The sequence below is a fragment of the Thermanaeromonas toyohensis ToBE genome (assembly GCF_900176005.1).
GTDB classification, from domain to species: domain Bacteria; phylum Bacillota; class DSM-521; order Neomoorellales; family Neomoorellaceae; genus Thermanaeromonas; species Thermanaeromonas toyohensis.
This window is the reverse complement of record NZ_LT838272.1, coordinates 747,333-774,056: the sequence shown is the minus strand read 5'-3', so window position 1 is coordinate 774,056 and position 26,724 is coordinate 747,333. Positions and strand designations below refer to the sequence as shown.

Sequence of the window (26,724 nt, the reverse complement as noted above, 5' to 3'; positions counted from 1 at the left end):
AGGACTTAGGTTTGCCTTAAAGGTAATTTTCTTTACTTTCTCCAGGCTAGTACTAAAAGTATGATGCCAGCTAAAAGGAGACGGTACCAGGCGAAAACCCCGAAACTACCCCGGCGTAAGTACCTAAGGAGAAACTTGATGGCCAAAAATCCTAGAAGGGCCGAAGTGAAGACGCCTCCAGCAAAGGCAAGATCTATATGTCGCCATGATATATGGCGTAATTCCCAGAAGGCGGCACCAGCTATGATGGGAACTGAAAGCAAAAAAGAGAAACGGGCCGCAGCTTCCCTGGTTAATCCCCCTAACAAACCGGCAGTCATAGTTATACCTGAACGGGATACCCCAGGTATGATGGCCAAAGCCTGGGAAAAACCTACTAGAAAGGTATCCCATATATTTATCTCTTTAAGCCCCCTCTTTTTACGCCCCCATCGGTCGGAAGCCCAGAGGCCGATACCCATCAGTGTAAGGGTAGCGGCAATTAAAGCAGGCGTTCTAAAGACAGTCTGGGCCTGTTCCTCCAAAGTTACCCCAAATAACCCACCAGGTATGGACGCCGCAATAATATACCAGAAGAGGCGCCCTTCCTGGCTGCGGGGCTGGGTAAAGCCAGCCAAAAGTAGGCTAGTCAATTCAGACCAAAAGTAGGTTACCACACCAACCAAAGTCCCTACATGAAGGGCCACATCGAAGGCCAAACCCGGGTCTGGCCAACCGAAAAAAAAGCGGGTCAAGATAAGATGGGCCGAACTGGAGATGGGCAAAAATTCAGCTATCCCCTGGATAGCTCCCAGGACTAAGGCTTGAAATACAGTCATCTAATCGAACCTTCCTTCGCCTTAATATTTTACTAAAATAAGCTCTTCTACTTGCTTAACTAGCCTACTTAACGCACAGTAATTAAATCCTTAAGATTCTCCCAGCGTTTGGCCCCGATACCAGGCACGTTCTGCAGGTCTTCGATGTTCTGGAAGGGGCCATGCTGTTGGCGGTATTCGATGATCCTTTGGGCCAGGCTGGGCCCTAACCCCGGAAGGCTATCCAGCTCTTCTAGGCCAGCAGTGTTTATATTTACCTTCCCTTGCAGTTTACTGCTCCCTGAACCAACAGGTCCGGAAGGAATAACCTTACCTTCCTCACCCATCCGCGGTACAATAATTTGCTGACCGTCGGCTAAAGGTGCGGCTAAATTAAGGGCATGGGGATCTGCTTCAGGAAGAAGCCCTGCCAGTTTCAGGGCTTCATTTACTCGGGCACCTGTAGGCAACTGGTATACCCCCGGCCGTTCTACGGCTCCCGCTACGTGGATCTTAATGAACTCCTCCCCTTTTGAAACAGGAGGCTGCCTATCCTCTCCCTCGCGTGGCCTATCCTTTAAAGCTGGCGAACCTACTACCCCTCGTTCCACAGCAGGCCCAGCCATTTCCCCAGCCTGCCTCCACTTCCCATATTGTACCCCAGCGCCAAACAGGAGGGCCGCGATGATAAGGATTAGTACCCAACGCGCCCGGCTATCCCACTCCCACATTTTTTTCACCCCAGAGGTGGTAACGCTATAACACAAATATAATCAAATAGTAAATAGTTAGGATTATAAGCCCCAGAGGTACGCCCAGGGCTGCCCACTCCCTGCTAGTAATCTTCAACCTACCCGCAGACACTATATTAGGAATATTACCAGGGATGAGCATACCTCCACTTATAAGCAGGCCCATAAGGATAGCCTCGATCTGGGTAGAGGTCATCTTGGGGCTTATCTCGGCAGCCGCCAAGGTAGCATTATCCAGGATGGCGGAAATGATATTTATCCAGTACAAGAGGCGGCTGTCCAGGGGAATAATATAAGTGTCAATAACCGGCTTAAACCCAGCGCCCAGCAATTCTAAAGCCAGAACGAATAGAAAAACCTTTAGGGCCCTTATAATTACTCCAGCGTAGGTCTCTTCCTCCTGTTCAGCCACCAGTGTTTCACTCCTCCCCTGGGTGCGGAGGAGGTAAGTCTCTAGGAGGCCCAAGGCTACGATACCTGGAATAATAAGATCCCCTATTTCCCGCATAAGGTACCAAAAGTCGACATCCAGTTTGGAAGTAGCAATGGTGGAAAGGGGTTCACCAATGGGGGTCAGGGCCGCCCCCAAGCCTATGGAGAAGCAAGCTATAATATCTAACCGTATCTTATTACGTCGGTCCAGGGGCAGGTTGTTTATGATTTCCACCAATACTAGGGAAGCGATGATGGCCGTAATAATACTACTAAGAAGGCCTAAAAGGATTATAATCAATGCCAAAAACACTTTTAAGGGGAGGAACTTTAATATCCCATTGATAGCGCCCTTAACCCTCTTCTGGAGTATCTTAAAGAGGATGCCGGCTAGCAGCACTGCTAGCGTGATCATATAAAGCAGGTGGTTCTCTAAAATCTCTACCACCAGCTCCTTCCTTAACACGCCGGCGACTATGGTGGCCAGCAAACCCATAAAAAAGAGGAAGGGCTCTAAGTTATGCTCTACAGGCTTAACTAAGAAAGGTAAAGTTAATACTAGAATGAGGATAATAATCAGCCCTAAGATCAATGGGCCATCCCCTTTGACTAGAAAGTTGGGCAGCAAAGGTGGCACCGTAAAAATACGTAAAAACACACAGGTTAATTGTATACAACACATGTAAGTCAAATTCCTGCTTGGCCTTTACCCTTCCTTAAGCTTCTTTCGCACGGATTCTAGCTTGCCTTCCATGGTAAGCTCCTTATCCTTCCGATCGTCTATGCTAATGGAAGTTATCACCCTTAAGGCGCCTTTCTTAAAGGGGAGCTCGTGCATCCGCCGGAAAACCTGGAAAAGGATATCCAGGTCCCCTTCCACTACTGTAGCCATGGGCGTAAGCTGGAACTTGATCCCCGGTGTCTCTCCTAGAAGCCGCTGCAGCTCCGCTACATAAGAGCTTATACTGGGTGAGCCTGGACCCCCTAAGGGAATAACTGTTATCTGGGCCACCGGCATAATTTCTTCCCCCCTTAGCCAGCTTTACGCACCACCAGATTAACCAGTTTATCCGGTACCACAATAACTTTAAGTAGCTGCTGCCCTTTTAACCAATTAGCCACCTTCTCCCGGGAAAGGACAACTTCCCGGAGCTCCTCCTCCTTTAGACCAGCCGGTACCTGAATACGGTCGCGGACCTTACCGTTGATCTGGACCACCACCGTAACCTCATCGGCCACAAGAGCCTCGGGGTCATACTCCGGCCAACTCTCCAAATGGACGCTTTTCTCTTTACCTATCCCCTGCCAGAGCTCCTCCGCTATATGGGGCGCAAAGGGCGCCAGAAGGACGATTAATTTGCTCAAAGCTTCTTTTACTAAAAGTAAATTTTGCTCCTCAGGAACAACCTGCTCCTGGTAATCGTAGAGCCCATTGACCAGCTCCATGATGGCGCTTATGGCCGTATTAAAGTTAAAACGTTCCTCTATATCCTCCGTTACTTTTTTGATGGTAGCATGGAGCAAGCGGTACAGCTCCTTGTCAGCTTTTTTCAGGAGTCTAATGCCTTTATTCTCCTCTATCCCCCGTACTCTGCTGCTATAATTATAGACCAACCTCCAGACACGGTTTAAAAAACGATAGCAACCTTCTACCCCCTGGTCGCTCCACTCCAGATCCCGTTCTGGAGGAGCAGCAAATAAGATAAAGAGGCGGGCAGTATCTGCGCCATAGCGGTCGATGATCTCCTCCGGGCTTACAACATTTCCCTTGGATTTGGACATCTTACCCCCATCTTTAAGAACCATACCTTGGGTAAGTAGATTCTTAAAGGGTTCCTCCACCCCCACCAATCCGAAATCGTACAGGGCTTTAGTAAAGAAACGGGCATACATGAGATGGAGGATGGCATGCTCCACGCCCCCGATATATTGATCTACGTTCATCCAGTAATCTACCTTTTCCCGCTCGAAAGGTACTTCCTGGCTATGGGGGCTGGTATAACGCAGGAAGTACCAGGAAGAACAGACAAAGGTATCCATGGTGTCCGTCTCTCGCCGGGCCGGCGACCCGCAGGCTGGGCAAGTAGTATTCACAAACTCCGGGCATTCCTTAAGAGGAGATTCTCCTGTAGGTTTAAACTCTACCCCCTCCGGCAGGATAACCGGCAAATCCTCTTCTGGCACAGGTACAATACCGCAACGGTCGCAGTAGATTATGGGGATGGGAGCCCCCCAGTACCGCTGTCGGGAAATGAGCCAATCCCGTAGCTTATAATTAACTTTCCGTCTTCCCAACCCTCTTTCTTCCAGGTAAGCTATTACCTTGTCTTTACCCTCTTCGCTGGGCAATCCAGTAAAGGGGCCGGAATCCACCATTATACCCGGATCTACATAGGCCTGCTCCATAGTGGAGGGATTCAGTTCTTGGTCGGGAGGCTGGATAACCACCTTTATAGGTAACCCATATTTCCGGGCGAACTCGAAGTCCCGCTGGTCGTGGGCTGGTACACCCATGACTGCCCCCGTACCGTATTCCATGAGCACATAGTTGGCGATCCAGACAGGGATCTTTTCCCCATTGACGGGATTTACAGCATAAGCGCCAATGAACATGCCTTCCTTTTCTTTCTCTGTGGCAGTACGGTCCAAGGTGCTTAAATGGCGGGCAGCCTCTACAAACCTATGCACTTCCTCTTCATAGGGCGTACCGCGCGTAAGCTTTTCCACTAGGGGATGCTCCGGAGCTAACACCATATAAGTTACCCCGAAAAGGGTATCGGGACGGGTAGTAAAAACAGGAATCTCCTCCTCGCTCCCCTCCAAGCGAAAGACCACCTCGGCACCGAAGCTCTTACCGATCCAGTTTTCTTGCATCACCTTGACCTTTTCCGGCCAACCAGGGAGCTTCTTTAAATCCTCTAGTAAACGGTCCGCGTACTTTGTAATACGGAAGAACCACTGCTCCAAGTCCCGGCGAGTTACAGGGGTACCACAGCGTTCACAAGCCCCTCCTACTACCTGCTCATTGGCCAGCACTGTGGCACAAGAAGGGCACCAGTTCACGGCAGCCTTTTTGCGGTAGGCCAATCCATGTTTATACATTTGGAGGAACAGCCACTGGGTCCATCTGTAATAGCTGGGATGGCAGGTGGCAATCTCCCGGTCCCAGTCATAACTTATACCCATAGACTTTAGCTGCCGGCGCATGTTGGCAATGTTCTTCCAAGTCCACTCCGCCGGATGTATCCCGTGCTTGATGGCAGCATTTTCTGCTGGCAGGCCGAAGGCATCCCAGCCCATAGGGTGCAGGACATTAAACCCACGCATACGCTTGAAGCGGGCTACCACGTCTCCAATGGTATAGTTACGCACATGTCCCATGTGGAGGTTGCCTGAAGGATAGGGAAACATCTCCAGGCAATAAAACTTAGGACGCGGGTCATCCTCCCGTACTTTGTAAAGTTCGTTAGCCTCCCACCGACGCTGCCATTTGGGCTCTATCTCTTTAAAGTTATATCTAGCCTCCAAGATTCTTTTTCACTCCCTTCCAGCTACCCTTTAAAAACCATTATCTTCTATCACCTCGGCATCCCCCCACAGGCGTTCCAGATCATAAAACTTGCGCTCTTCCTCCATAAACACATGGACTACCACGGCCCCAAAATCGAGGAGGATCCACCGGGCAGAATCAAAACCCTCCCTCCGCAAAAGCCTTTCTCCCAAGGCCGTGACCTTCTCCTCCACTTCTCGGGCAATAGCCTGCACCTGGGGGATGGAGGTACCATGGGTTATAACGAAGTAGTCAGCTATTAGTGAAATCTTGCGTATGTCTAATATAACAACTTGTTGCCCCTTTTTATCACGAGCGGCCCGAGCGGCTACCTGGGCCACCCGCAAAGCATCTACCAAGCAAGCAAAACCCCCTTAAAATTAAGATTACCCCACATACCTTCCTGGAATTTAACTATTCCCCTTTAACAACAGGTAATTCCTGGCCTCCACTGTAGCCGGGTGTAATAGTTGGCCTTTTTTAAGGACATAAGTTATGCTGCTCTCCAGGGCTTTTAGTAAGGCTTTATCCAGATCCTCCTCCACCAAGCTACGAAGAAACTCCACCCCCGGATAATGTCGACCAGGTTCTAAAGCATCCGCCAGGTAGATTATTTTATCTAGGAGGGTCATATCTGCCGAGCCTACAGTATGACGGCTGATGGCCTGCAAGATCTCCTCGTCATCTAGGCCCAGCTCCCTCCGTATAAGGTAAGCTCCCACCGGCCCGTGTAATAGTATAGGTAATTTTCTCTCTACTTCGCAGGTTATCAGACCAGCTTTTTCGGCTAAGGCTAATATCTCTTCATCCGGCAGGTCCCGGGCATAATCATGTAACAACCCAGCGAGTCTAGCCTTTCCTATTTCTGCCCTGTACTTGAGGGCCAACTCCGCAGCGTAAGAAGCTACCCCCTGGCTATGACGGTAGCGTGCAGGGGATAGCTTCTGAGCTAAGAGTTTATCATAATGCGTTTCCTTCATTCTCGATATAGCCCTTGCTCCCTTATATACTCTTCTACAGGTTCGGGCAAAAGGTATTTGATACTCTTACCCTCCCTCACACGCCGCCGAATGTCTGTGGAAGAAATAGCCAAAGCTGGTACCTCTAAAAGATGAATACGCTGTTCCGCGTCCTGGGGCAGACGAGGTTTAACTTCTTCCAGCCTAGCCAAGGGAAAACCAGGCCGGGTAGCTGCTATAAAATGGCACCTGGTTAAAAGTATATCTACATCCTTCCAGTGGAGAATCTCCAGGATAGCATCAGCCCCCGTTATAAAGTAAATTTCTGGCTCAGGCCCCCATAGCCTGCGGTATTCGCTTACCGTATCCACGGTATAGGAAAGACCTGGGCGATCTATTTCTATCCGCGAAACCTCAAAGTACGGATTGCTAGCGGTGGCCAGCACAGTCATGCGGTAACGGTGCTCGGCTGACGTAACCTCATAATCCTTCTTATGGGGCGGCTGCCCCGAAGGAATAAAGATAACTTTGTCCAAGTTAAACTCGCAGCGAGCAGCCTCGGCAGTAACTAAGTGGCCATAGTGAATGGGGTCGAAGGTGCCCCCCATCAAACCGACGCGTTTAAAGGTATCAGCTAAGGCCATATTATCCTCCGGGGCCTTTAGTTCAAGAGTATTTTAGCAATTATTGCCGGATCTGTCCACTGCCGAAGACAATATACTTAAAAGTTGTCAACTGTTCGGGACCCATGGGCCCCCTGGCATGAAGTTTCTGGGTGCTAATACCAATTTCGGCGCCAAAACCATACTGGAAGCCATCAGTAAAGCGTGTGGAAGCATTAACATATACTGCCGCCGCATCCACCCGCTGCAGGAACTCCCAGGCTTTTAAATAGTTATTGGTGACGATGGCTTCCGAGTGTTTGGTACCATATTTACCTATATGCTCTATAGCTTCCTCAAGATCGTTCACTACTTTAACCGCCAAGATGAGATCTAAATACTCTGTGGCCCAATCCTCTTCTGTAGCCTCTTTAGCAAAGGGTACTAAAGCACGGGTATACTCGCAGCCCCGGAGCTCCACCCCCAGGTCCCGCAACTTTTCCGCTATCACAGGTAGAAAAGCTGGAGCAATATCCTTATGCACAAGCAAGGTTTCCATGGCATTGCAAACGCCTGGCCGCTGGGTCTTGGCATTTATAACGATCTTCTCAGCCATCTCCAGATCGGCTTCAGCATCTACATAAACGTGGCAGTTCCCTACTCCCGTCTCAATAACGGGGACGGTGGCGTTTTCCACCACTGTCCGGATAAGGCCTGCGCCTCCCCTGGGTATGAGAACATCGATGTATTCGTTAAGCCGCAGCATTACATGTACAGCTTCACGGTCGGTAGTATCCACTAGCTGGATAGCTCCTTCTGGTATACCACTAGCCGCAGCAGCCGCACTTATGATCCTGGTGATAGCCCGGTTAGAATTAATGGCTTCTGAACCGCCCCGCAGGATGACAGCATTTCCTGTTTTTAAACATAACCCAGCTGCATCCACCGTGACATTGGGCCGGGCTTCATAAATTATACCTATCACTCCTAGGGGTACCCGCATACGCCCAATTTTAAGGCCATTGGGCCGCGTCCACATGGAAGTTATTTCCCCTACAGGGTCGGGAAGGCTAACCAAGGCTTCCAAGCCCTGGGCCATCTCCTCAATGCGCTTTTCATTAAGGAGCAAGCGGTCCAGCAAAGCACGGGACAGACCCTGGGCCTGTCCAGCTTCCATATCTTTAGCATTAGCTTCCAGGATTTCAGGCGCCTTTTCCCTCAAGGCCTGGGCCATGGCCTGAAGGGCTTTGTTTTTTACTTCCGTGCTGAGGGTTGCTAGCTGCACCGCCGCTACTTTAGCTCGCTGGGCTAGGGCTATAACTTCCTCCCGCACACCCATTCTTGTTCACCCCCGTTTTACACTAATATGATTAGATTATCACGGTGCACTACTTCATCATAATCCTTATAACCTAAAACTGCAAGGATCTCACTTGTCTTCTTACCTTGGATACGCCTTATCTCCTCTGCAGAGTAATTAGCCATGCCCCGGGCGATCTCCTGCCCCCCAGGACCTATTATACTTACCAGGCTTCCCTGGTCGAATTCGCCCTCCACGCTTACAATACCGCTGGGTAACAGGCTCTTCCCGCTATGGATAAGGGCCCGCGCTGCCCCGGCATCTACTATGATCTTCCCTTGAACTGACGGGCCATAAGCCAGCCACCGTTTGCGAGCCTGGGCCCGGTGCTCGCGCGGAAGAAACAGGGTACCCACCTCTTCGCCCCGGAGGATGGCCGCTACCTGACCAGGGAGGAAGCCACTGGCAATAACGACTGGTATGCCGAAGCTGGTGGCCAAACGTGCCGCCTGGATCTTGGTAACCATGCCCCCTGTGGACCAGGTAGAACTGGACCCTCCTGCAAGAGATTCTATTTCTGGCGTGATCTCTTCCACTACATGGATAAGCTTAGCTTCGGGACAAGTTTGGGGATTAGAAGTATATAGTCCTTCGCTATCGGTTAATAAAATAAGTACATCCGCATCCACCAGACCGGCTACCAAGGCTGATAAAGTGTCATTATCCCCTACCCGGATCTCTTCCACGGCCACCGTATCATTTTCATTTATAATGGGCAATACACCCAAGCGCAAGAGGGTGCCTAAAGTATGCCGGGCGTTGAGGTAGCGGCGCCGGTCAGCCAGATCATCCCGGGTTAGGAGAATCTGGGCTACAATTATTCCATATTCAGCAAAAAGCTTCTCATACATATGCATAAGAATCCCTTGGCCCACAGCAGCCGCCGCCTGTTTTTCGGGTAGCGTCCGAGGTTTCTCTTTAAGACCTAGGCGGCCCATTCCGGCTCCTACAGCCCCAGAGGTTACCAAAATTACCTGTCGACCAGCATTAACCTGATCGGCCAGCTCCCTTACCACCCTTTCCAAACGCTCAAGATTAAGCTTACCGGAAGGGTGAGTAAGGGTGCTAGTCCCTACCTTAACCACCAATCGCTTGCTGTTCCTTAAGGTTCGCCGGCATTCAGCTGCAGTCAATGGGAGATCCCCCGCTTCGTCATTCTTGCCACTCAAACTCCTGATTACCGATGCGGACGGTATCCCCTGGCCGGGCCCCAGCACGCCGCAGAGCTTCTTCTACTCCCAGACGTTTTAAAGCTTGTTGGAGTCTATACACAGCTGCTTCATTGTTAAAATCTGTCATGGCCACCCGCCGCTCCACCTCCGGACCAGAAACAAGAAAAACATCGCCCTGCCGCAGTATAGTCACGGGGGGCTTTATTACGGAAGTCTCCTCGTATTCATCCTTTAAGATTATAGGCCCGGTTTCCGGCAAACTGGCCAGAAGCTCTGTCAAATACCAAAGGAGGGGTTCAATACCCTCGCCCTTTAGAGCCGAGATAGGGAAAATACGGTAGGATGACCCAAGGCTAGCCTTTATAAACTCCACATTTTCCTGTCCACCTGGCAGGTCGATCTTGTTAGCAGCGATCACTTGGGGGCGCTCAAGAAGCTTAGGGCTATAATGGCTTAACTCTTCATTTACAATCCTAAAGTTACGGAGCACTTCTTCTTTTGTGAGCAGACCTACTTCTAACACATGGACCAAAATCCGGGTCCTCTCTATGTGGCGTAAAAACTTGAGGCCTAACCCAGCTCCCCGGTGGGCACCTTCGATAAGGCCAGGGATATCTGCCACTACAAAGGAATGTTCCTCATCTAGACGCACTACCCCCAGATTGGGGGTTAAGGTCGTAAAGGGATAATCGGCGATTTTAGGCCGGGCCGCTGAGATTCGCGAAAGAAGAGTGGATTTACCCGCGTTAGGTAACCCTATCAAGCCTACATCAGCTAGCAGTTTTAACTCCAGTAGAAGCCAGCGTTCCTCTCCAGGCTCACCCTTTTCCGCAAAGGTGGGAGCTTGATTCCAAGGCGTAGCAAAACGGGCATTGCCCCTACCTCCGCGACCGCCAGCCGCCACCACTACTTGCTGCCCAGGATATACCAGATCCGCCAATATCTTGTTTGTTTCGGCATCCCTAACCACTGTACCTACAGGTACACGGAGGACCAGATCTGGAGCGCTCCGGCCATGTTTATTTTTACCTTGCCCATGCTCGCCCCTTTCAGCGCGGTAGTGGGTCCGGTAGTGAAAGTCTACCAAGGTTCTAAGTCCAGGATCAGCTTCCAGGATTACGCTACCACCCCGGCCACCATCTCCGCCGCTCGGTCCTCCCCGGGGTACATACTTTTCCCGCCGGAAGGCCACGGCCCCGTTCCCGCCGTCGCCACCACGAACATAAATTTTAGCCTCATCATAAAACACAAAAGACCGCTACTCCTTTCGCGGCATAAGTTACTGGGCTTATGGAGAGCCTACCCTTCGTGGTAACCAAAGGCTAAACTCCAGGGGATAAGGAGACCAGGAAAAAGGCACCTGGTATTTCCCTGCCTTATCTTCCAGTTCAGCCAGGAGAGGATCTAAACTTCCGTCCTCGAAATATTCTGCTCCAGTGTTAAAGTGCCAGCGATATCCCTCTTCTGTCTCACTTATCGTTAGGAACAATTCCTTGCCCTCGCCTTTCCTACCCACTGCCGAAAGGGCTAGATCCCAGGCTGGTTCCAGAAGGGCGGTGGCTATCTCCCCCGGTAAGAGGAGTTCTTCCATCTCTGTCTCCATCTGCACCTCCACCGACACCTGGTACCGGGCAGCCTCCTCTAGCTTCAACTGGCATTGGAAGGCCACTTCCGGGGGCTTAAGGCGCATAAGCCTTCCATTCTTTTCGATCTTAGCCGCCACTTCTTTAGTATAGACCAAAGCCCGCTCAGGTTTGCCCAGCTGCAAAAATCCTAAAATCACCTGCAAATGGTTTAAAAACTCATGTTTCTGTCCTCGTAGCAGCCTCAAGAAATCTCCTGGCCCCTTCCCCATTTTCCCACCCCAGGTCTCCCTTGGTCCGGGTATTTATTGACCCCTGGAGATATCCAGGGGTCTGGTATTTTAATAAGCTGCATAAACGCTGACCTGTTTCTTATCCCGGCCCTTCCTTTCAAACTTTACATACCCGTCAATGAGGGCGTACAAGGTATCATCCTTGCCTATACCTACATTACGTCCGGGGTGTATTTTAGTACCCCGCTGGCGAACAATAATATTACCTGCACACACAAATTGTCCATCATATCGCTTTACCCCTAGGCGTTTAGATTCGCTGTCCCGACCGTTCCGGGAACTACCCACACCTTTTTTATGGGCAAACAACTGCAAATCTATTCTCCGCATCCGGTCCACCTCCTGGTTTCTATTTTAATATACTGAGGGTAACTTTCCTTTATAGCTTCAAGCCCTAGCTTTAAGGTACCTAAAATGGCCTCCGCCCGCTCCCAGTCCTGCGGAGAAAGGTCCTGGGCCAGTTGGCAGTGGAGCTTCCCCTTACGGATCTCCGCTGCGGGTTTCCTACTTAAAAACTCCTCCAACCCTAAAACAGCGGCCTGGGCCAAAGCCGAAACAGCTGCACATACAATATCCTGCCCCCGGGGAGCATAACCTGCATGACCGGTGATTTCAAACCCTATCAGACAGCCATCCCTATCCTGCCAAAGGGTTGCGTGGATCATTTTAAATCATTTTATTAAAATCTAACCTAGCTCTATCCTCTCGATGCGCAGAGCAGTAAAGGGTTGCCTATGCCCTTGCTTACGCCGGTAATTTTTCTTGGGCTTGTACTTAAAGATGATTATTTTTTCTCCTTTCCCCTGCGCTTCCACCTTACCTATAACCTTTACCTCTTGGAGATAGGGCCTACCTACCCTTAACCCATTCTCATCCTTTAGGGCCAGCACCCTATCAAAGACCACGGTCTCCCCTACCTCCACCGGTAGCTTTTCCACCCGCAGCAGATCTCCTTCCTTTACTCGGTATTGTTTCCCCCCGGTTTCAATTATAGCATACATGTAAATTCCTCCCAAAGCTAAGACTCGCTAAGATAGGGTAGCCTAAAGTAATAGGCCTTTAAAACCCTGCTTAAGCGGTTTAAACTTGGTTTTCTGCCCTTGCAGTGTATCATAAGCAGTAAATACCTGTCAAGCTCGAGGCGGCTCTATGTCACCGGACTGTGATATTGTCATAGTGTAAGCGGACTTAAGAATGTCAGTATGAGAGGAGAAGTTTTTTAAGCGAAAAAGGAGCTAAAAGGGTTTACGTCATGGAACAGGTCCTAGCCGGAAAAATCACTGTCCGGCAGGCAGCAGAACATCTTGAGTTAAGCGAGCGCCAAAGCTCTATACTTTAAACTATGCTTAATTGTGAGATTAGGAACAAAAGCGGAGTAAAAGCGGTAATGAAGTAAAGAAAGACTAACCAAAGCGCTGCCTAGCTAAGCCTAGTCCAGGGGAATAAATCCCTCTGGGCCACACCTTGAGTAAAGGGCCGTACGGCGTATGGTTTTTATGCTCAGGGAAGGATCTAAGGCCCGTACTACTTCTTCAGGCCGCACGCTACCTTCAGGGCTTAAGGATAATAGCATCTCTAAAGTAGCCTCCCCCTTCAGCTCAAGCTGATATAAGCCGGGCCGTATATTGATCTTCCGGCCACCCTCCTTCCCCTTACGTGACACCCAGGCTTCCTCCTGGGCGAGCAGTCTCTGTATGGCCTCTTTAATCTGGCTCGGCTCCAAGCCCTCGACCTCTACCTGATAGGCTGCGCATCGTACTTGTGCCGCAACTGGCGGATGATTAGGAGGGATTTCCCAGGCAGCCAATACTTTAAGCCCGGGGGGAAGTTCCCGGGCTAAGGCCTCTAATACTTTGCCTGGGGCTTGTGGTTCCCTTAATTCTAAGTCCACGTATTCAGCCTCGCTCTCTGCGCCTACTGCTAAAGCGGGGCCGAAGGACATGCGCGGGTGGGGATTAAAACCCTCCGTCAAAGCTAAAGGAATCCCGGATCTGCGGGCTGCCCTTTGCAGGGCTCGCATTACTTCCAGTTGGCTTAAAAATTTGCCTATACCCAGCTTGGCGAATTTAACCCGCAGGCGCAAAGTTACGCGCCTCCCCCTTTAACTTCATTCTCACCTTTAACCCAGGGCACACCCCGCATCCTAGGCAGCGCCCCGAGCGGCAATCAAGGGTTACTTGGCCAGCCAGGGCTCGCTGATAATCTTCCCATAAAAAGTCTTTACTTATCCCAAAATCCAGGTGATCCCAGGGGAATTTCTCTTGATATCCCCGGCGACGGTAGGCATAGAAAGCCGGATCCAACCCGCAAGCCTGAAAGGCCTTTTCCCAGACTTCGTACCGGAAATGCTCAGACCATCCCTCAAGCTTTGCTCCTTCCCGCCAGGCTATAAATAAAGCTTGTCCTAACCGACGGTCTCCCCGGGCAAGAACTGCTTCTAAAAAACTCATTTCTGGTTGGTGCCAGCTGAAATATAAACCCGGTCCCTTTAATCTTAACCTTAAAAACCTCTGTTTTTCCTTAAGTTCATTTAAAGCAGCCTGGGGTTCCCATTGGAAGGGGGTATGGGGTTTAGGAACGAAGGAAGATACACTCACTGTAACGCTAGGCTTTTTATTCCGAGATACCTGCCTCCCCTGCTCTAGGACCTGGCGAGCAAGTTCTACTATCCCCTTAAGATCCTCTTCTGTCTCTGTGGGTAAGCCGATCATAAAATATAACTTGATATGGTGCCAGCCGGCGGAGAAGGCTTCCCCAGCGGCGCTCAAAAGATCTTCAGCCGTTACTCCTTTATTGATTACATCCCTTAGGCGCTGGGTTCCGGCTTCAGGAGCCAAGGTCAAAGTGCCTTTTTTCCGGAACTTCTGCAAGGCGTGGGCCAATCGTACGCTAAAGGTGTCCACCCGTAAGGAGGGAAGCGATATGCTTATACCTTCGTTAGCGTAAGTTTCAGCCAAGGCTAAAGCCAGCTCTTCTATACAGGAGTAGTCGGCGCTGCTTAAGGAAGTAAGGGAGACCTCCTCGTACCCGGTAGTACGGAGGAGCTCCGCCGCCTGGCGCAACAATATCTTAATATCCCTCTCCCGTACTGGGCGATAGATGGCTCCAGCTTGGCAAAACCGGCATCCTCGGGTACATCCCCGCATAACTTCCAGCATCAAGCGGTCATGGACTATCTCCAAATAAGGGACGATGGGCCGGGAAGGGAAGTAAGCTGTATCCAGATCAGCCACCACCGCCTTTTTTACCTTCTCTGGGACACCCGCAGGCTTAGGCCGTACCTCCTTAAGGGTACCATCCTCCTGATAGAGTACTTCGTAAAAGGAGGGGACATAGATGCCGGGTAGCCCGGCGGCCCGGCGCAAGAATTCTTCCCGGTCCACCCTCCCACTAGGAAATCTCTTGAGTTCTCCTACCAATTCTAGGAGCTTAAGCAAAACTTCCTCTCCATCGCCCAAAACAAAGCAATCGAAAAAAGGTGCTAAGGGTTCAGGGTTGCAGGCGCAGGGACCCCCTCCGATAATTAAGGGGTGTTTCTGGCCGCGCTCCCGCGCCAACAAGGGTATACCCGCCAAGTCCAACATATTAAGGATGGTGGTATATGTAAGTTCATACTGAAGGGTGAAACCGATTACATCAAAGTCACTGAGGGGACGATAGGATTCCAAGGAAAAAAGGGGTAATCCTTCTTGCCGCAGGATGGCTTCTAAATCGGGGGCCGGAGCAAAAACCCTCTCCAAAAGCATCCCGTCCTGTTCATTAACTAGGCCGTAAAGTATAGCTAGCCCTAAATGGGACATGCCTACTTCGTAAAGATCGGGAAAGGCGAAAACCATACGCACTAAAGTGTTGTCCCATTCTTTATGGACACTATTCCACTCAGTACCCAAGTAGCGGGCTGGCTTCTCCACCCGGGGTAACACACTATCTATTATGTATGACCTTAATTCTTTGGGAGACACAAGTGTCGCTCCTTTACACTTGCAGGCACCCGCCTGGGCAAGGTTGCGGTAAGTATCCCTAAGGGGAAACCTTTAGCAGCTTCTAGTATAGCAAAGATAAGGCTCACTATATACCTTCAACGCAACAATTTTTCTAGAGGTTCTGCCCAGCGCCCCTCCAAAAGGGCGTGAAGTATCTCCCTTTCTCCTACTAATCCACATATCTTGCCCTGGCCATCTAGCACCGCCACCAGATTATGCTTTCCTGGCCGGAAACGGCGTACTATCCGCCCCAGGGGTTGATCTGCGCTAGCCGCCAGCCACCTTGCTTCTTCCAGTATCCCTTCCCCCTTGCCATAGCGGGTACGCCAAAATTGTCTCCAGAACAAATAAGGCCAGGCCTCCTTTTCTGTAGCTGCCAGGTTAAACAAGAACAAGGCTAATATAACGCTCTGCAAATCTATAATCCCCCAGAAAAAACCTACGAGCCCCCCAAAACCTAAAATTACGGCCCAGAATTGCCCCAATACACCCCCTTCCCAGGTAGCTTGACCCGCGCCCACCTGGAAGGTACGCCATGCTCGATAAAGGCGACCTCCATCCAGAGGTAGGCCAGGAAGCAGGTTAAAGAACCCTAATACTAGATTAGCTTGTAAGAAAAAGGAAAACCAATCCGCCTCTATACCCGTGAGCCTCCTCCATATAAAAGCCAGAAGGGCTAACCCGAAGCTTCCTAAAGGCCCGGCCAAGGCTATCCAGGCCTCTTTTAAAGGGTAAAAGGCAAGGGGAACTGAAAAGCGGGCTACACCACCGAAGGGAAAGAGTTCAAGGCTCTTAGGGGGAAGGCCTGCTCTGTAAGCTACCAAGGCATGGCAGACTTCGTGCCAGGCTACAGATATAAAAAGTAATAAAGCCTGGGGGAGCACTCCTAATAAGAAATATACGCCCAGGAGAAGAAGAAAATAATCATTTAAGACTATTTCCGTTTTTGCTATCTTGCCTAACCACATATCAAATCTGGCCGGCCGGTAGTAGAAAAAGCAGGGGATCCACCGGGCGGCCATCTTGCCGTACTTCAAAATGTAGTTGTACCGCTGGCCCGGGGGCTAAAACCCCGAGGGTGTCTCCCTGGCGGACAACTTGCCCCGGTTGTACATATACTTTGCCCAGCGTCCCATAGACAGTGACCAGGCCCCCACCATGGTCTACTTCTACTACTTGGACAAGTACAGGATCTTCCCCCGCCCGCACTACCCGTCCATCTAAGGCCGCCTTAACCGGGGCTTCCCCCTTAGCCTTTATATCGATACCTGGGTGAAAACTACTGGGCTTCCCTTTTTCTGCTACCCATCCGTAGGGCTTTATAATTTCCCCGGAGACAGGTAAAGTCATAACCGGCAGTTCTCGGTCCTTATCTCCAGGTTTATAGGCGGGCATAGCTTCATTCCAAGGTTTTAGCCCATGGAAAACCCACCGGTCAAAGGTATCCAGCCATAACCCCTCTTGGAGCAAAGTAGCCACTGCTTTTGTCTTATCAGAAGCTGTATCCCTTAGGTAGTAGCGCAAGGCCGTTTGCAACCGGGTAGCTCCTGGACCTTCTAGGCGGAAAACAATAGTCAAAGCCAGGAAAATTAAACCGGCAGCCAGCGCTTGCTTTAGGAACTGCCGGAAAAAACGAGTGGGGGGAAGGGAACGCCCCGGACCGGTCACACCGCCTAAAGGCGCTCCCTTAATCTCTTCCCAATCCCAATTATGGCGCATAATTTTCGGCCCCCTGGATAGGCAAGCTCTATTATAAATGTTTATTGCCTGTCCAAGGGGGATATGACTGTATTTTAAAAATAAATATCCCGAAAACCTTTTTCTACCTGGGAAAGTTTGGCTTCCGTAGCTTGGCGTAAGCTCATATCTTCGATCTCCTCTAAAGCCTCCGCTATAACTTTTTCCCCTGCTTTTCGGAGCTCACGTGTCCCCTTATCTAAAAGATACTCCTTAAAGCTTAAGAGGGCGTTAGGCAAACAAAAGCGTTTTATGTCCCCTTGGCGGGCAAGCCCTGTGAAGCGACCGCCCGTTCTACCCACCCGGTAACAGGCGGTACAAAAGCTGGGAAGGTAGCCTTGGGATAGTATGATTTCGAGAATTCGCTCTAGCGGCCTATGGTCACTTACCTCGAACTGGGCAGCCGGTTCTTCCGGTTCCGCATAGCCTCCCGGGCTTACACAAGAGCCGGCCGACATTTGGGAAACACCGATATGAATAAGCTCATCCCGGAGTTCTGGACGCTCTCGGGTAGTAAGCACCAAACCCACATAAGGCAAGGCTAACCTATATACAGCGATCACCTTACGGAAATCAGTATCGCTTAAAGGATAGGGAACCTGGGTAAGGGCTGCGCCTTTAGCGGGCCGCATCCGGGGTACCGACATGGTATGAGGGCCTGCACCATGATCTCGTTCTAAAGCCCAGGCATGGCTTATAGAAGCCAAAACCTCAAACCTGTAATCATATAGCCCAAGTAAAGCCCCCATACCCACGTCACCAAAGCCGCCTTCCATGGCCCGGTGCATGACCGTTAGGCGCCATCCATAATCAGCTTTAGGTCCGCTGGGGTGAAGCAGCTTATAGGTGTCAGGATGGTAGGTCTCCTGGAAGCACTGGTAGACACCAGCCCCAGCTTCCTTAAGCCGGCGAAACCCCGCTACCGTCTGGGGAGCTACATTAAGGTGAACTATGCGTAAAGGGGAATAGCGGTAGACAGCCTGGACGGCTTCTACCAGATAATCGACCTCTGTTCCCTCCCGGCCTTCCCCAGCTACCAAAAGCACCCTTTGGAAGCCCTTGTCCGCCAGGGCCCGGGCCTCCCGCCCGATCTCTTCCGGCGTCAATACTTTACGTTTAAGGTCGCGGTTATCCCTCCGGAAACCGCAGTAAAGACAGTTATTGCTGCAACGGTTGCTAATATAGAGGGGAGCAAACAATACAATGCGCCGCCCGTATACTTTCTGCTTAACCTCCCCGGCAGCAGCATACACGTCTTGAAGTTCGCTCTCTTCCTTAAGATTAAGGAGAGCAGCAGCCTCCTCCAGGGTTAAACCTCTAAGCTCTCTAGCTTTACGTAATATACTCTTAAGTCCTGCCGGTCCCGGAGGAGGGGTGGACAAGAGCTCAGAGATGGATTTAGGATCTACTATGGCAGTAAGGTCTTGGGCCCCCAATCCCTTTTCCCGTTCCCTCTCGCAAGCTGGTATACCCATATAATAACCTTCCTCCTTTTTAAGCTTTAGGCCGACCTATCATCCCTTCAGTTGGGCTGCTGGGGCTAGCAAAGGTTCTCTTAGGTATGCGGCCAGCTAGGAAGCACTTCCGGCCCGCCTCTACAGCTAGCTTCATGGCTTCAGCCATGGCTACCGGATCCTTAGCTTGGGCAATGGCTGTATTAATGAGGCAAGCATCAGCCCCTATCTCCATGGCTAAAGCAGCATCGGAAGGAGCTCCTATACCAGCGTCTACAATAACGGGTACATTCACCCGCTGGATAATAAGCTGGATATGTTCAAAGTTAGGTAATCCCTGACCCGAACCTATAGGTGAACCCAAGGGCATAACCGTAGCTGCACCTACTTCTACCAGCCGGCGTGCTACCACTGGATCTTGGTTAGTATAGGGTAAAACAATAAAGCCTTCCTGGACAAGTATACGTGTAGCTTCAATAGTGGCCACCGGATCGGGAAGTAAGGTTTCCTCATCTCCTATGACTTCCAGCTTAATCATATCAGAAAGTCCGGCCTCCCTGGCCAGGCGGGCCAGCCGTACAGCTTCGTCTACAGTGGTAGCTCCGGCAGTATTGGGAAGGAGGGTGATTTTCCTTAGGTCCAGATAATCTAAAATAGAAGGCTCACTACTACCCAGATTAAGCCTGCGTACAGCCACGGTAACGATCTCCGCTCCAGAAGCTTCTATAGCTTTGCGCATAATTTCTAAGGAAGGATATTTCCCCGTGCCTACCATAAGACGGGAATTGAACTCTCGACCCGCAATCACTAGCTTGTCAGCCATTTTTTAATCTCAACCTCCTTATGAAAATCTAGATCTTTATGCTTAAATCTTTAAAGAAACATCTGCTTTTTTATCCTCCGCCTACAAAGCGCACTATCTCTATCTCGTCGCCTTCTTCCAGAACTACCTGGTCATATTCTTGTTTAGGTACTATCGCTCGATTGCGCTCTACTGCCAAATACCGATAATCTACCCCCAGCTCTCGAAGTAAAGCGCCTATTGTAGTTCCCGGCTTGACTTCCTTTTTTTCTCCATTTATAAGTACCTCCACCTCCCCTCACCTCCTCCCTTACCTCCATTAATAGTTTCTTTTTTCCTACCTACCCTCCTAGGAACTATCCCTTTTAGCCCTTTCAGCTACTTGGAAACTCCCCTTGGTTTAGAGCCTGGCGAAACTTAAGCACCGCTTCGCGAGGGTATTCCGCAGCCATAATAGCAGACATGACAGCTACCCCGCTGGCCCCGGCTTCTAAACAGGGACGGACCCTGTCCGGTGTTATACCTCCTAAGGCTATAACTGGTATACCAACTTTACGTGCAACCTCCTCCAGATTAGTCAGACCCCTTGGCGGTAAGCCCTTCTTGGATTCCGTAGGAAAAACATGGCCAAAAAGAAGATAATCCGCTCCTGCTAAAGCTGCCCTCTGGGCTTCAGTCAGATCATGGACCGAGACTCCGATAATTTTTCCAGGTCCTAACAGACGGCGGGCCACATCCACTGGGAAAGAGGTCTGGCCCAAATGAACACCATCTGCCTGTACAGCCAGGGCTATATCTACCCGGTCATTGATGAGGAACTTGGTGGTGGCAGGGAGAACTTTCTTTAGCTTACAAGCTAAGCGGTACAACTCATTAGCTGGAAGCTCTTTTTCCCGCAGTTGGAAGAAGTCTATCCCTTCCAGCTGGCTGGCTAAGACTTCTAGGGGGTATCGAGTCAACCTTTGATTACTTATCACATATAGCCATGCCATATAGCCCCCTCCGGTTTCGCCTGCTCGGAAAACCAGTAGTCTATAGAGGACACAAAAAGGTGCACCCCGCGAGGAAAGTGCACCTTCAAAAGCCGGCTTTTTTCCCTCCGCAGGCATTACCCTGAACAGGTTCAGCGGGTCAGGTGCTCACTAGCCCTTTCTCAGCCCCTAACAGGAGCTCCCCGTTGTCAGATATACACTTTATTTTATTTACATTGTAAAATGCTTGCGGTTATTCGTCAAGATGTTTTAGGCCTGGCGCCATCCCCACTTTTATAGCTCTGGTTCCGCAAGCTAGAAAACGCTATGCATTATGCAGTAATACTAGCCGCTGACCGCGGGCTCATCTTGCCTTCCCATTTGCCCGAAGAGATGAAATGAGCAAGGTTAAAATCCTGTGGGCGAAGTCAAGGCTTTTTTCTTTACTTTATTTTCTTTACTTTACTTTTTACATCTTACGCTCTAGAATGGAATCAGGCAGAAGCAAAAATGGCCGCCGGGGGAGAAAAGGTATGCTGGCCAGTACCCCAGAGAATACAGTTTACTACCAGGCAGGCTATTCTATCGGCAGCCAGCTTCCGGTAAACGGCCTGGAAGAAATACCGGCTAAAATAAGCGCATTAGGAATAGGAGACCTTAAGCTGCAAAGTGTAAAAGACGACAAAATAACTATCAAATGGTATGAATGTTTAACCTGTTCTCACTTGCCACCCGTAGGCCAGCCTCTATGCTATCTGGAAGCGGGCCTATTAGCCGGAGCCCTCAACAAATTCCTTAAGAAAAAAGTAGAGGTAGAAGAAACCAAATGCTGGGGGACAGGTGAAAGGTATTGCCAGATGGAAGCCACCATATCCCCTGTTTCTGGCCTTGATGAGCCCTATCCCTTCTTTCTCCCCGAAGAAAACAACAAATTGCTCATAGATCTTACCTTCCAAGCTGTGCAGGCAACTAGAAACTACCGCCAGGCCACCTGGGGGTCTGCCAAAGAGATGGAAGGGCTACCTTTAAGTATCGGGGAAGCCATCTTTCATATGATACCCCTAGGCCTGGTAATTGCCGATAACCAGGGGAGAGTGGTAAAGATAAATAAGGCCGGCACCCAAATGTTAGGTATCGCAGGCCAAAGGGTGCAAGGCCGCCTGCTAGAAGAGATATTGCCATTAGCCAGGTACTCCGAAATACTTAAGTCAGGTAAACCCCAGGTATGGGAATTCCAGAAAACAAAGGGAAACACTATTATCGCCATAGGAACGCCCCTTGGGGTCCAAGCCAAAATAGAGGGTGTGCTGTGCCAGCTTTTCTCCGCTGAAAGCGAGCTCGTACGCCTTCTCCTGGAACAGCTTAAAAAACAAGAAGCCAAAGTTAGCCATAACCCTGAAAACTTAAAACCCGGTTGGCCCTTAGTCTTCCATTTCCACCACATCCAGACTTTAAATCACCAGTTTAGAAACGTTTTAACCCTTGCCCAGAAAGCGGCCTGGAGCAATGCCACTATACTCATCCTGGGTGAAAGCGGTACCGGAAAAGGGCTCCTCGCCCAGGCTATCCATGAGGAAAGCCCCCGCCGTAATGCGCCTTTTATAAAGGTAAACTGCGCAGCCATCCCCCCGGAACTTTTAGAATCCGAACTCTTCGGTTATGAGGAAGGCGCCTTTACCGGAGCTAAAAAGGGAGGCAAACCTGGCAAGCTTGAATTAGCTGACGGCGGGACCATCTTTTTGGACGAAATTGGGGATATGCCCCTTAATATGCAAGCCAAACTTTTAAGGGTATTGCAAGATAAAGAGATTGAACGGCTGGGTAGCACCCAGACCAGAAAAATAGATGTGCGGGTGATAGCCGCTACCAACAGGGACTTAGAAAAAATGGTGCAGGAAGGGCGTTTCCGGGAAGATCTCTTTTACCGCTTAAATGTGGTTAAGCTAGTGCTCCCACCCCTTAGAGAGCGGCCGGAAGATATACCTCTCCTGGCAGAGAGTATCTTGCAAAGGCTAAACGAAGAATACGGGAAAGAATTACGGCTTACCCCCGCGGCTAGGGAGTGCCTTTTAAGCTATTCTTGGCCGGGCAACGTACGGGAATTGGAAAATGTTCTAGAGAGGGCTGTCATCTTGGCTGAAGACCAGGAAATCCATCCCCATCACCTCGCCATAGGTTATACGGGAAAAAAGAAAGGGGTAAGGGAGATCTCCCCCCTTTATAAAGTACGGATAGAAGCGGAAAAGGAGGCCATCATCCAGGCCCTAGAAGCTTTTGGAGGAGAAAAAACACGGGCCGCCAAGGCCTTAGGCCTCTCCCGCCAGGCCCTTTATGCTAAAATGGCCCGCTATGGCCTGCTTAAAAAATAATGTCAACTCTTTTTAACGTGTAAACCCAAATTGATATAGAGAATCTTTAAGCCGCCTAGCGCTGGCGGCCTTTTTCTTTTGGCACGCTTTTTGCTAATGAAAATAAACGATAACCAGGAGAAGTTGAACAGAGGAGGCGTGCCAGTGAAGCTGGCTATTTCCGGGAAGGGTGGCGTCGGCAAAACAACCATCGCCGCAGGTTTAATCAGGTGCTTTGCCCAGCGGGGTTACCAGGTATATGCCGTCGATGCCGACCCCGATACCAGCCTGGGAATGGTCCTGGGGCTTCCTGAGGAAAGACTTGGTACCCTGAAACCTATTGTTGATATGCGAGAGTTGATTGTTGAACGCACCGGCGGTAACGGTGCTTTCTTTTCTTTAAACCCGGAAGTAGATAGCCTGCTGGAGGATTACACCATCAGAAAGGGTAATATCCTTTTTTTGAAAATGGGAGCCATCAAACCGGGGGGGTCTACCTGCTATTGCCGGGAAAATGCCGTCTTAAATGCTATGGTTAATTCCCTCGTCTTGAAACGCCGGGAAATGGTAGTTTTAGATATGGGTGCGGGCATTGAACACCTTACCCGAGGTACGGCCCGGGGGGTAGATCTTATGCTTATTGTTACCGAACCCACCCTGGTGAGTATCCAAACTGCCCGGGTCGTCCAAAAACTGGCCGCAGAACTTGGTATTGCACGAATAAAATTTGTGGGCAATAAATTGCGTCACCCCAGGGATGAAGAATTTATCCTTAGCCACCTGCCCCCAGGTGATGTTATTGGCCTGATTCCTTTCCAAACGGAAATTTTAGACCAGGCTGCCGGTTTTATCGATGAGCAGTCTTTTACGGCAGCAGGTATCGCCGAACTGGCTACTAGGTTGCTAAGCTAACTAGATGTTGCCCGGGCATATGCCGGAGAACCGGAGTTCTCCGCAAAGATAGCCGTGGCATTAATTAAGGAAGTAAAAACCAAGGAGGTTAAGTAATATGCCCTGGGTCCGCAGTATTACCGCTACTGTATCACCACTTACAGGCCCACCCCCTTTTCTTAACCCTCCCCTAAAAGGCCAACGATATTCATATCTTCATTTAGCAACTGGGTGACCGGCCCCATAGCGGGCCAGAGTGTTCCCTGGCGTGGGGCAAAACTTACATAGAACTTACATAGTTTAAATATCTAGGCTTTCATGCCGGTTTCCATAGCATATCTAAAAGTTTTTGCAAGGAGGTCAGGTTAACTAAATGATATTTAATAACGACCAAGAGTGCAGTAGGAATAGCTGCTGCAGAAATCCACCGCTTTGGGGGCGGGCAAAAGGTAAAAATGGGCCTAGAGCGGGAAAATGGGTGCTGCAGGTAGGGCTTTACACCATAAACAATTTTGAGAAGGTTAGAAAGGTTAGATAGGATGTCTGGCTTTAACTTAAAACCAGCACTAATGCTTAAAAGCTTGCGGCGTTGCCGCATATTCTTCAAGGAGGTTGATGTTGATGGCTAACCCGTGTAAGGTTTCTTTGGATCCGGCTGTTTGCGAGATGGTAGAAAAGGCCAGGCGCGTGAAGGTGGAGACGGTCTGGGACCGCTACCAGGCTATGCTCCCCCAGTGCGGTTTTGGTGAAACCGGCCTGTGCTGCCGGCACTGCCTGCAGGGCCCCTGCCGCATTGATCCTTTCGGCGGCGAGCCCAAGACCGGCATCTGCGGGGCCACCGCGGATGTGATGGTAGCCCGGGGCCTCGACCGGGCCATCGCGGCCGGGTCGGCGGCCCACTCCGGCCATGCCAGACACCTGGCCCACACCCTGAAGCTGGCGGCCAAGGGCAAGGCACGTGACTATACTGTTAAGGACAAAGCCAAGCTGCGCTCTGTGGCTGCGCGCCTCGGCATCCCCACCGAGGGAAGGAGTATCGCCGAGATCGCTTTGGACGTGGCGGAGGCGGCCCTGGCTGATTTCCACGAGAAAGACACGCCGGTAATGTGGGTAGCCACCACGGTGACTAAGAAGCGGGCCAAACTCTTTGCGGAAAAAGGTTTGCTCCCCAAGGGCATAGACTACGAGGTGGCCGATATCATGCACCGCACCCTCTACGGCACAGACGCGGACCCCGTGAACCTGCTTCTGGGCGGGTTGCGCTGCGGCTTGGCAGACCTGGCCGGCTGCTATATGGGCACCGACCTGTCCGACATCCTCTTCGGTACTCCCCAGCCAGTGGTGACCGAGGCCAATATGGGTGTGCTGAAGGCCGATGCTGTCAACGTGGCGGTGCACGGCCACAACCCGGTCCTTTCGGATGTGATCGTGGCAGTGGCCAAGGAGATGGAGTCCGAGGCCAAGGCGGCCGGCGCCTCTGGCGTAAATGTGGTAGGCATCTGCTGTACGGGCAATGAGGTGATGATGCGGCATGGCATTCCGGCCTGTACCCATTCGGTGAGCCAGGAGATGGCCCTGGTAACCGGTGCGCTGGATGCCGTGGTGGTGGATTACCAGTGCATCATGCCCTCCCTGGCTACGGTGGCGGAATGCATGGGCACTAAGCTCATCACTACCATGGAGATCACCAAGATCCCCGGTGCCATCCACATCGACTTTTCAGAGGAGACGGCCGGGGAGAACGCCAGACAGATCATCCGCCTGGCCATCGAATCCTTCTCCCGTCGCCGGGGTAAGCCGGTGGATATACCACAAATTAAAACCAAAGTGGTGGCGGGCTTCTCCGTGGAGGCAATCATAAACGCTCTGGCCAAGCTGAACGCTGAGGACCCATTGAAGCCACTGATCGACCAGATTGTCGCCGGCAATATTCGGGGTGTCTGCCTCTTCGCCGGGTGCAACAACGTCAAGGTCCCGCAGGACAAGAACTTTACCGCAATAGCTCGCAGGCTCCTGAAAGAAAACGTGCTGGTCCTGGCTACCGGCTGCGGAGCAGGTGCGCTCATGCGCCACGGGTTCATGGATCCGGCCAACGTGGGCGAGCTGTGCGGAGAGGGCTTGAAGGCGGTCCTGACAGCCATCGGTGAGGCCAACGGTTTGGGTGGGCCTCTGCCGGCGGTGCTGCACGTGGGCTCCTGCGTAGACAACTCGCGGGCGGTGGCCGTGGCCGTGGCAGTGGCCGACCGGCTGGGCGTAGACACGGATCAGCTCCCGGTGGTGGCCTCGGCGGCCGAGGCGGTTTCGGAGAAGGCTATCTCCATCGGCACTTACGCTGTGGCTATAGGCTTGCCCACCCACGTGGGAGTCATGTTGCCTGTTGTGGGCGGCCCTCTGGTTACCAAGGTGCTGACGGAGAAAGTCAAGGACTTGACCGGTGGTTACTTCATCGTGGATCCTGATCCCGAGTCCGCAGCCAAAAAGCTCCTGGCGGCCATCGATGAGCGCCGGGCTGCTCTGGGGCTCAGCGTTCCGGGAGGTGGGCGGCGATGATACGGAAGGAGATCTTCGTCCGTTATGAACGGTGTATGGGCTGCCATTCCTGTGAGCTGGCCTGCGCCATAAGCCACACCGCAGCCCGAGACTTGTTTGGAGCTCTCCTGGGGGGCGAAAAGCCGCAGAAGCGCATCTACGTGGACCAGGTAGGTCAGGTGAAAGCTCCGGCCGTCTGCCGGCAATGTGAAGATGCCCCTTGTGTGGCTGTCTGTATGACGGGCGCGATGCACAGCCGGGAGGATGGCGTTAACGTGGTTGACTTACCCCAGTGCATCGGTTGCTGGATGTGTGCCATGGCCTGCCCCTTCGGTGCGGTGGGCCGGGGCGAGGGCAAGGCCATAAAGTGCGATCGAGAGTGCCTGGATGAGGAGGGTGTGCCGGCCTGCGTTCGAGCCTGCCCCACTGGGGCCCTGGTCTTTAAGACTGTGGAGGAGTTTGAGGCCGAACGGCGCTTGGCGGCCATCGCTTCACTGAAATAGCGGTTT

Annotated in this window: 27 protein-coding genes, 1 riboswitch and 1 other annotated feature; of the genes, 4 read left to right on the top strand and 23 right to left on the bottom strand. The window is 51.3% G+C overall.

Annotated elements, in window-relative coordinates; translation table 11 throughout:
- Positions 1 to 32: 32 nt before the first annotated feature.
- The 23 genes from B9A14_RS03740 to thiE form a co-directional block, all read right to left on the bottom strand.
- Positions 33 to 818, bottom strand: a complete 786-nt coding sequence (locus B9A14_RS03740; RefSeq protein ID WP_084664142.1) for an undecaprenyl-diphosphate phosphatase — start codon at positions 816 to 818, stop codon at positions 33 to 35.
- A 68-nt stretch (positions 819 to 886) separates the two neighbouring features.
- The gene (locus B9A14_RS03735) at positions 887 to 1,528 is read right to left on the bottom strand and encodes a ComEA family DNA-binding protein (RefSeq protein ID WP_084664140.1); all 642 of its coding nucleotides are present in this window, start codon (positions 1,526 to 1,528) and stop codon (positions 887 to 889) included.
- Positions 1,529 to 1,553: 25 nt separating this feature from the next.
- Positions 1,554 to 2,573, bottom strand: a complete 1,020-nt coding sequence (locus B9A14_RS03730) for a DUF1646 family protein (RefSeq protein WP_084664138.1) — start codon at positions 2,571 to 2,573, stop codon at positions 1,554 to 1,556.
- A 114-nt stretch (positions 2,574 to 2,687) separates the two neighbouring features.
- Positions 2,688 to 2,999 (bottom strand): MTH1187 family thiamine-binding protein, encoded by a 312-nt coding sequence (locus tag B9A14_RS03725; RefSeq protein ID WP_084664136.1) that lies wholly within the window; start codon positions 2,997 to 2,999, stop codon positions 2,688 to 2,690.
- A gap of 14 nt (positions 3,000 to 3,013) precedes the next feature.
- Positions 3,014 to 5,509 (bottom strand): leucine--tRNA ligase, encoded by a 2,496-nt coding sequence (leuS, locus tag B9A14_RS03720; RefSeq protein WP_084664134.1) that lies wholly within the window; start codon positions 5,507 to 5,509, stop codon positions 3,014 to 3,016.
- A 30-nt stretch (positions 5,510 to 5,539) separates the two neighbouring features.
- Positions 5,540 to 5,890 carry a ribosome silencing factor gene (gene rsfS / locus B9A14_RS03715; RefSeq protein WP_084664132.1) on the bottom strand — a complete coding sequence of 117 codons (351 nt, stop codon included), beginning with the start codon at positions 5,888 to 5,890 and terminating at the stop codon, positions 5,540 to 5,542.
- Between the two features lie 51 nt (positions 5,891 to 5,941).
- On the bottom strand, positions 5,942 to 6,511 hold the full coding sequence (gene yqeK, locus B9A14_RS03710; RefSeq protein WP_084664130.1) for a bis(5'-nucleosyl)-tetraphosphatase (symmetrical) YqeK: 570 nt from the start codon (positions 6,509 to 6,511) through the stop codon (positions 5,942 to 5,944).
- Positions 6,508 to 7,134 (bottom strand): nicotinate-nucleotide adenylyltransferase, encoded by a 627-nt coding sequence (gene nadD, locus B9A14_RS03705; RefSeq protein WP_084664128.1) that lies wholly within the window; start codon positions 7,132 to 7,134, stop codon positions 6,508 to 6,510. The genes yqeK and nadD overlap by 4 nt, the downstream gene beginning before the upstream one ends.
- A gap of 40 nt (positions 7,135 to 7,174) precedes the next feature.
- Positions 7,175 to 8,431, bottom strand: a complete 1,257-nt coding sequence (locus tag B9A14_RS03700) for a glutamate-5-semialdehyde dehydrogenase (RefSeq protein WP_084664126.1) — start codon at positions 8,429 to 8,431, stop codon at positions 7,175 to 7,177.
- A gap of 17 nt (positions 8,432 to 8,448) precedes the next feature.
- Entirely contained in the window at positions 8,449 to 9,621 is a 1,173-nt protein-coding gene (gene proB / locus B9A14_RS03695; RefSeq protein WP_277995834.1) for a glutamate 5-kinase, read from the bottom strand.
- A complete protein-coding gene (obgE, locus tag B9A14_RS03690) occupies positions 9,605 to 10,873 on the bottom strand; it encodes a GTPase ObgE (protein WP_084664122.1) in 1,269 nt (422 codons plus the stop codon). Before obgE ends, proB begins: the two co-directional genes overlap by 17 nt.
- Before the next feature lie 39 nt (positions 10,874 to 10,912).
- Positions 10,913 to 11,479, bottom strand: coding sequence for a Spo0B domain-containing protein (locus tag B9A14_RS03685; RefSeq protein ID WP_084664120.1), 567 nt, complete (start codon positions 11,477 to 11,479; stop codon positions 10,913 to 10,915).
- Positions 11,480 to 11,548: 69 nt separating this feature from the next.
- On the bottom strand, positions 11,549 to 11,821 hold the full coding sequence (gene rpmA, locus B9A14_RS03680; RefSeq protein WP_084667026.1) for a 50S ribosomal protein L27: 273 nt from the start codon (positions 11,819 to 11,821) through the stop codon (positions 11,549 to 11,551).
- The gene (locus B9A14_RS03675) at positions 11,818 to 12,165 is read right to left on the bottom strand and encodes a ribosomal-processing cysteine protease Prp (RefSeq protein ID WP_084664118.1); all 348 of its coding nucleotides are present in this window, start codon (positions 12,163 to 12,165) and stop codon (positions 11,818 to 11,820) included. Before B9A14_RS03675 ends, rpmA begins: the two co-directional genes overlap by 4 nt.
- 21 nt (positions 12,166 to 12,186) lie before the next feature.
- Complete coding sequence (gene rplU / locus B9A14_RS03670) at positions 12,187 to 12,501, bottom strand: 50S ribosomal protein L21 (RefSeq protein ID WP_084664116.1); 315 nt, start codon at positions 12,499 to 12,501, stop codon at positions 12,187 to 12,189.
- 10 nt (positions 12,502 to 12,511) lie between these two features.
- Positions 12,512 to 12,591: a sequence feature (ribosomal protein L21 leader region), on the bottom strand.
- Between the two features lie 338 nt (positions 12,592 to 12,929).
- Positions 12,930 to 13,583, bottom strand: coding sequence for a TIGR03936 family radical SAM-associated protein (locus B9A14_RS03665; protein WP_084664114.1), 654 nt, complete (start codon positions 13,581 to 13,583; stop codon positions 12,930 to 12,932).
- The gene (locus B9A14_RS03660; protein ID WP_084664112.1) at positions 13,567 to 15,462 is read right to left on the bottom strand and encodes a TIGR03960 family B12-binding radical SAM protein; all 1,896 of its coding nucleotides are present in this window, start codon (positions 15,460 to 15,462) and stop codon (positions 13,567 to 13,569) included. The genes B9A14_RS03665 and B9A14_RS03660 overlap by 17 nt, the downstream gene beginning before the upstream one ends.
- 116 nt (positions 15,463 to 15,578) lie before the next feature.
- The gene (locus B9A14_RS03655) at positions 15,579 to 16,520 is read right to left on the bottom strand and encodes a site-2 protease family protein (protein WP_172839021.1); all 942 of its coding nucleotides are present in this window, start codon (positions 16,518 to 16,520) and stop codon (positions 15,579 to 15,581) included.
- Entirely contained in the window at positions 16,453 to 17,202 is a 750-nt protein-coding gene (locus B9A14_RS03650) for a murein hydrolase activator EnvC family protein (protein WP_084664108.1), read from the bottom strand. The genes B9A14_RS03655 and B9A14_RS03650 overlap by 68 nt, the downstream gene beginning before the upstream one ends.
- A 74-nt stretch (positions 17,203 to 17,276) precedes the next feature.
- Complete coding sequence (hydG, locus tag B9A14_RS03645) at positions 17,277 to 18,695, bottom strand: [FeFe] hydrogenase H-cluster radical SAM maturase HydG (RefSeq protein WP_084664106.1); 1,419 nt, start codon at positions 18,693 to 18,695, stop codon at positions 17,277 to 17,279.
- 19 nt (positions 18,696 to 18,714) lie between these two features.
- Entirely contained in the window at positions 18,715 to 19,497 is a 783-nt protein-coding gene (locus B9A14_RS03640) for a thiazole synthase (RefSeq protein WP_084664104.1), read from the bottom strand.
- 70 nt (positions 19,498 to 19,567) lie between these two features.
- A complete protein-coding gene (thiS, locus tag B9A14_RS03635; protein WP_084664102.1) occupies positions 19,568 to 19,768 on the bottom strand; it encodes a sulfur carrier protein ThiS in 201 nt (66 codons plus the stop codon).
- Positions 19,769 to 19,850: 82 nt separating this feature from the next.
- Positions 19,851 to 20,468, bottom strand: a complete 618-nt coding sequence (gene thiE / locus B9A14_RS03630) for a thiamine phosphate synthase (RefSeq protein ID WP_084664100.1) — start codon at positions 20,466 to 20,468, stop codon at positions 19,851 to 19,853.
- 85 nt (positions 20,469 to 20,553) lie between these two features.
- Positions 20,554 to 20,663, bottom strand: a riboswitch (TPP riboswitch).
- A gap of 317 nt (positions 20,664 to 20,980) precedes the next feature.
- Between thiE and B9A14_RS17890 the strand changes: the two genes are divergently transcribed.
- The 4 genes from B9A14_RS17890 (at position 20,981) to B9A14_RS03605 (ending at position 26,718) form a co-directional block, all read left to right on the top strand.
- On the top strand, positions 20,981 to 22,816 hold the full coding sequence (locus tag B9A14_RS17890; protein WP_172839020.1) for a sigma 54-interacting transcriptional regulator: 1,836 nt from the start codon (positions 20,981 to 20,983) through the stop codon (positions 22,814 to 22,816).
- A 144-nt stretch (positions 22,817 to 22,960) separates the two neighbouring features.
- Complete coding sequence (locus tag B9A14_RS03620) at positions 22,961 to 23,707, top strand: ATP-binding protein (protein WP_084664096.1); 747 nt, start codon at positions 22,961 to 22,963, stop codon at positions 23,705 to 23,707.
- A gap of 600 nt (positions 23,708 to 24,307) precedes the next feature.
- Positions 24,308 to 26,236, top strand: a complete 1,929-nt coding sequence (cooS, locus tag B9A14_RS03610; protein ID WP_084664092.1) for an anaerobic carbon-monoxide dehydrogenase catalytic subunit — start codon at positions 24,308 to 24,310, stop codon at positions 26,234 to 26,236.
- Positions 26,233 to 26,718 (top strand): 4Fe-4S dicluster domain-containing protein, encoded by a 486-nt coding sequence (locus tag B9A14_RS03605; RefSeq protein WP_084664090.1) that lies wholly within the window; start codon positions 26,233 to 26,235, stop codon positions 26,716 to 26,718. The genes cooS and B9A14_RS03605 overlap by 4 nt, the downstream gene beginning before the upstream one ends.
- The last annotated feature ends 6 nt before the right edge of the window (positions 26,719 to 26,724 follow it).

Excerpts from the sequence above, each read along its gene's own strand:
- B9A14_RS03605 (WP_084664090.1), top strand. The coding sequence starts at position 26,233 with ATGATACGGAAGGAGATCTTCGTCCGTTATGAACGGTGTATGGGCTGC.
- cooS (WP_084664092.1), top strand. The coding sequence starts at position 24,308 with ATGGCTAACCCGTGTAAGGTTTCTTTGGATCCGGCTGTTTGCGAGATG.
- B9A14_RS03725 (WP_084664136.1), bottom strand. The coding sequence starts at position 2,999 with ATGCCGGTGGCCCAGATAACAGTTATTCCCTTAGGGGGTCCAGGCTCA.
- B9A14_RS03740 (WP_084664142.1), bottom strand. The coding sequence starts at position 818 with ATGACTGTATTTCAAGCCTTAGTCCTGGGAGCTATCCAGGGGATAGCT.
- hydG (WP_084664106.1), bottom strand. The coding sequence starts at position 18,695 with ATGGGTATACCAGCTTGCGAGAGGGAACGGGAAAAGGGATTGGGGGCC.
- yqeK (WP_084664130.1), bottom strand. The coding sequence starts at position 6,511 with ATGAAGGAAACGCATTATGATAAACTCTTAGCTCAGAAGCTATCCCCT.
- rplU (WP_084664116.1), bottom strand. The coding sequence starts at position 12,501 with ATGTATGCTATAATTGAAACCGGGGGGAAACAATACCGAGTAAAGGAA.
- B9A14_RS03675 (WP_084664118.1), bottom strand. The coding sequence starts at position 12,165 with ATGATCCACGCAACCCTTTGGCAGGATAGGGATGGCTGTCTGATAGGG.
- B9A14_RS17890 (WP_172839020.1), top strand. The coding sequence starts at position 20,981 with ATGCTGGCCAGTACCCCAGAGAATACAGTTTACTACCAGGCAGGCTAT.
- B9A14_RS03640 (WP_084664104.1), bottom strand. The coding sequence starts at position 19,497 with ATGGCTGACAAGCTAGTGATTGCGGGTCGAGAGTTCAATTCCCGTCTT.
- B9A14_RS03650 (WP_084664108.1), bottom strand. The coding sequence starts at position 17,202 with ATGCGCCATAATTGGGATTGGGAAGAGATTAAGGGAGCGCCTTTAGGC.
- thiE (WP_084664100.1), bottom strand. The coding sequence starts at position 20,468 with ATGGCATGGCTATATGTGATAAGTAATCAAAGGTTGACTCGATACCCC.
- B9A14_RS03685 (WP_084664120.1), bottom strand. The coding sequence starts at position 11,479 with ATGGGGAAGGGGCCAGGAGATTTCTTGAGGCTGCTACGAGGACAGAAA.
- nadD (WP_084664128.1), bottom strand. The coding sequence starts at position 7,134 with ATGGCCTTAGCTGATACCTTTAAACGCGTCGGTTTGATGGGGGGCACC.
- B9A14_RS03700 (WP_084664126.1), bottom strand. The coding sequence starts at position 8,431 with ATGGGTGTGCGGGAGGAAGTTATAGCCCTAGCCCAGCGAGCTAAAGTA.
- B9A14_RS03735 (WP_084664140.1), bottom strand. The coding sequence starts at position 1,528 with ATGTGGGAGTGGGATAGCCGGGCGCGTTGGGTACTAATCCTTATCATC.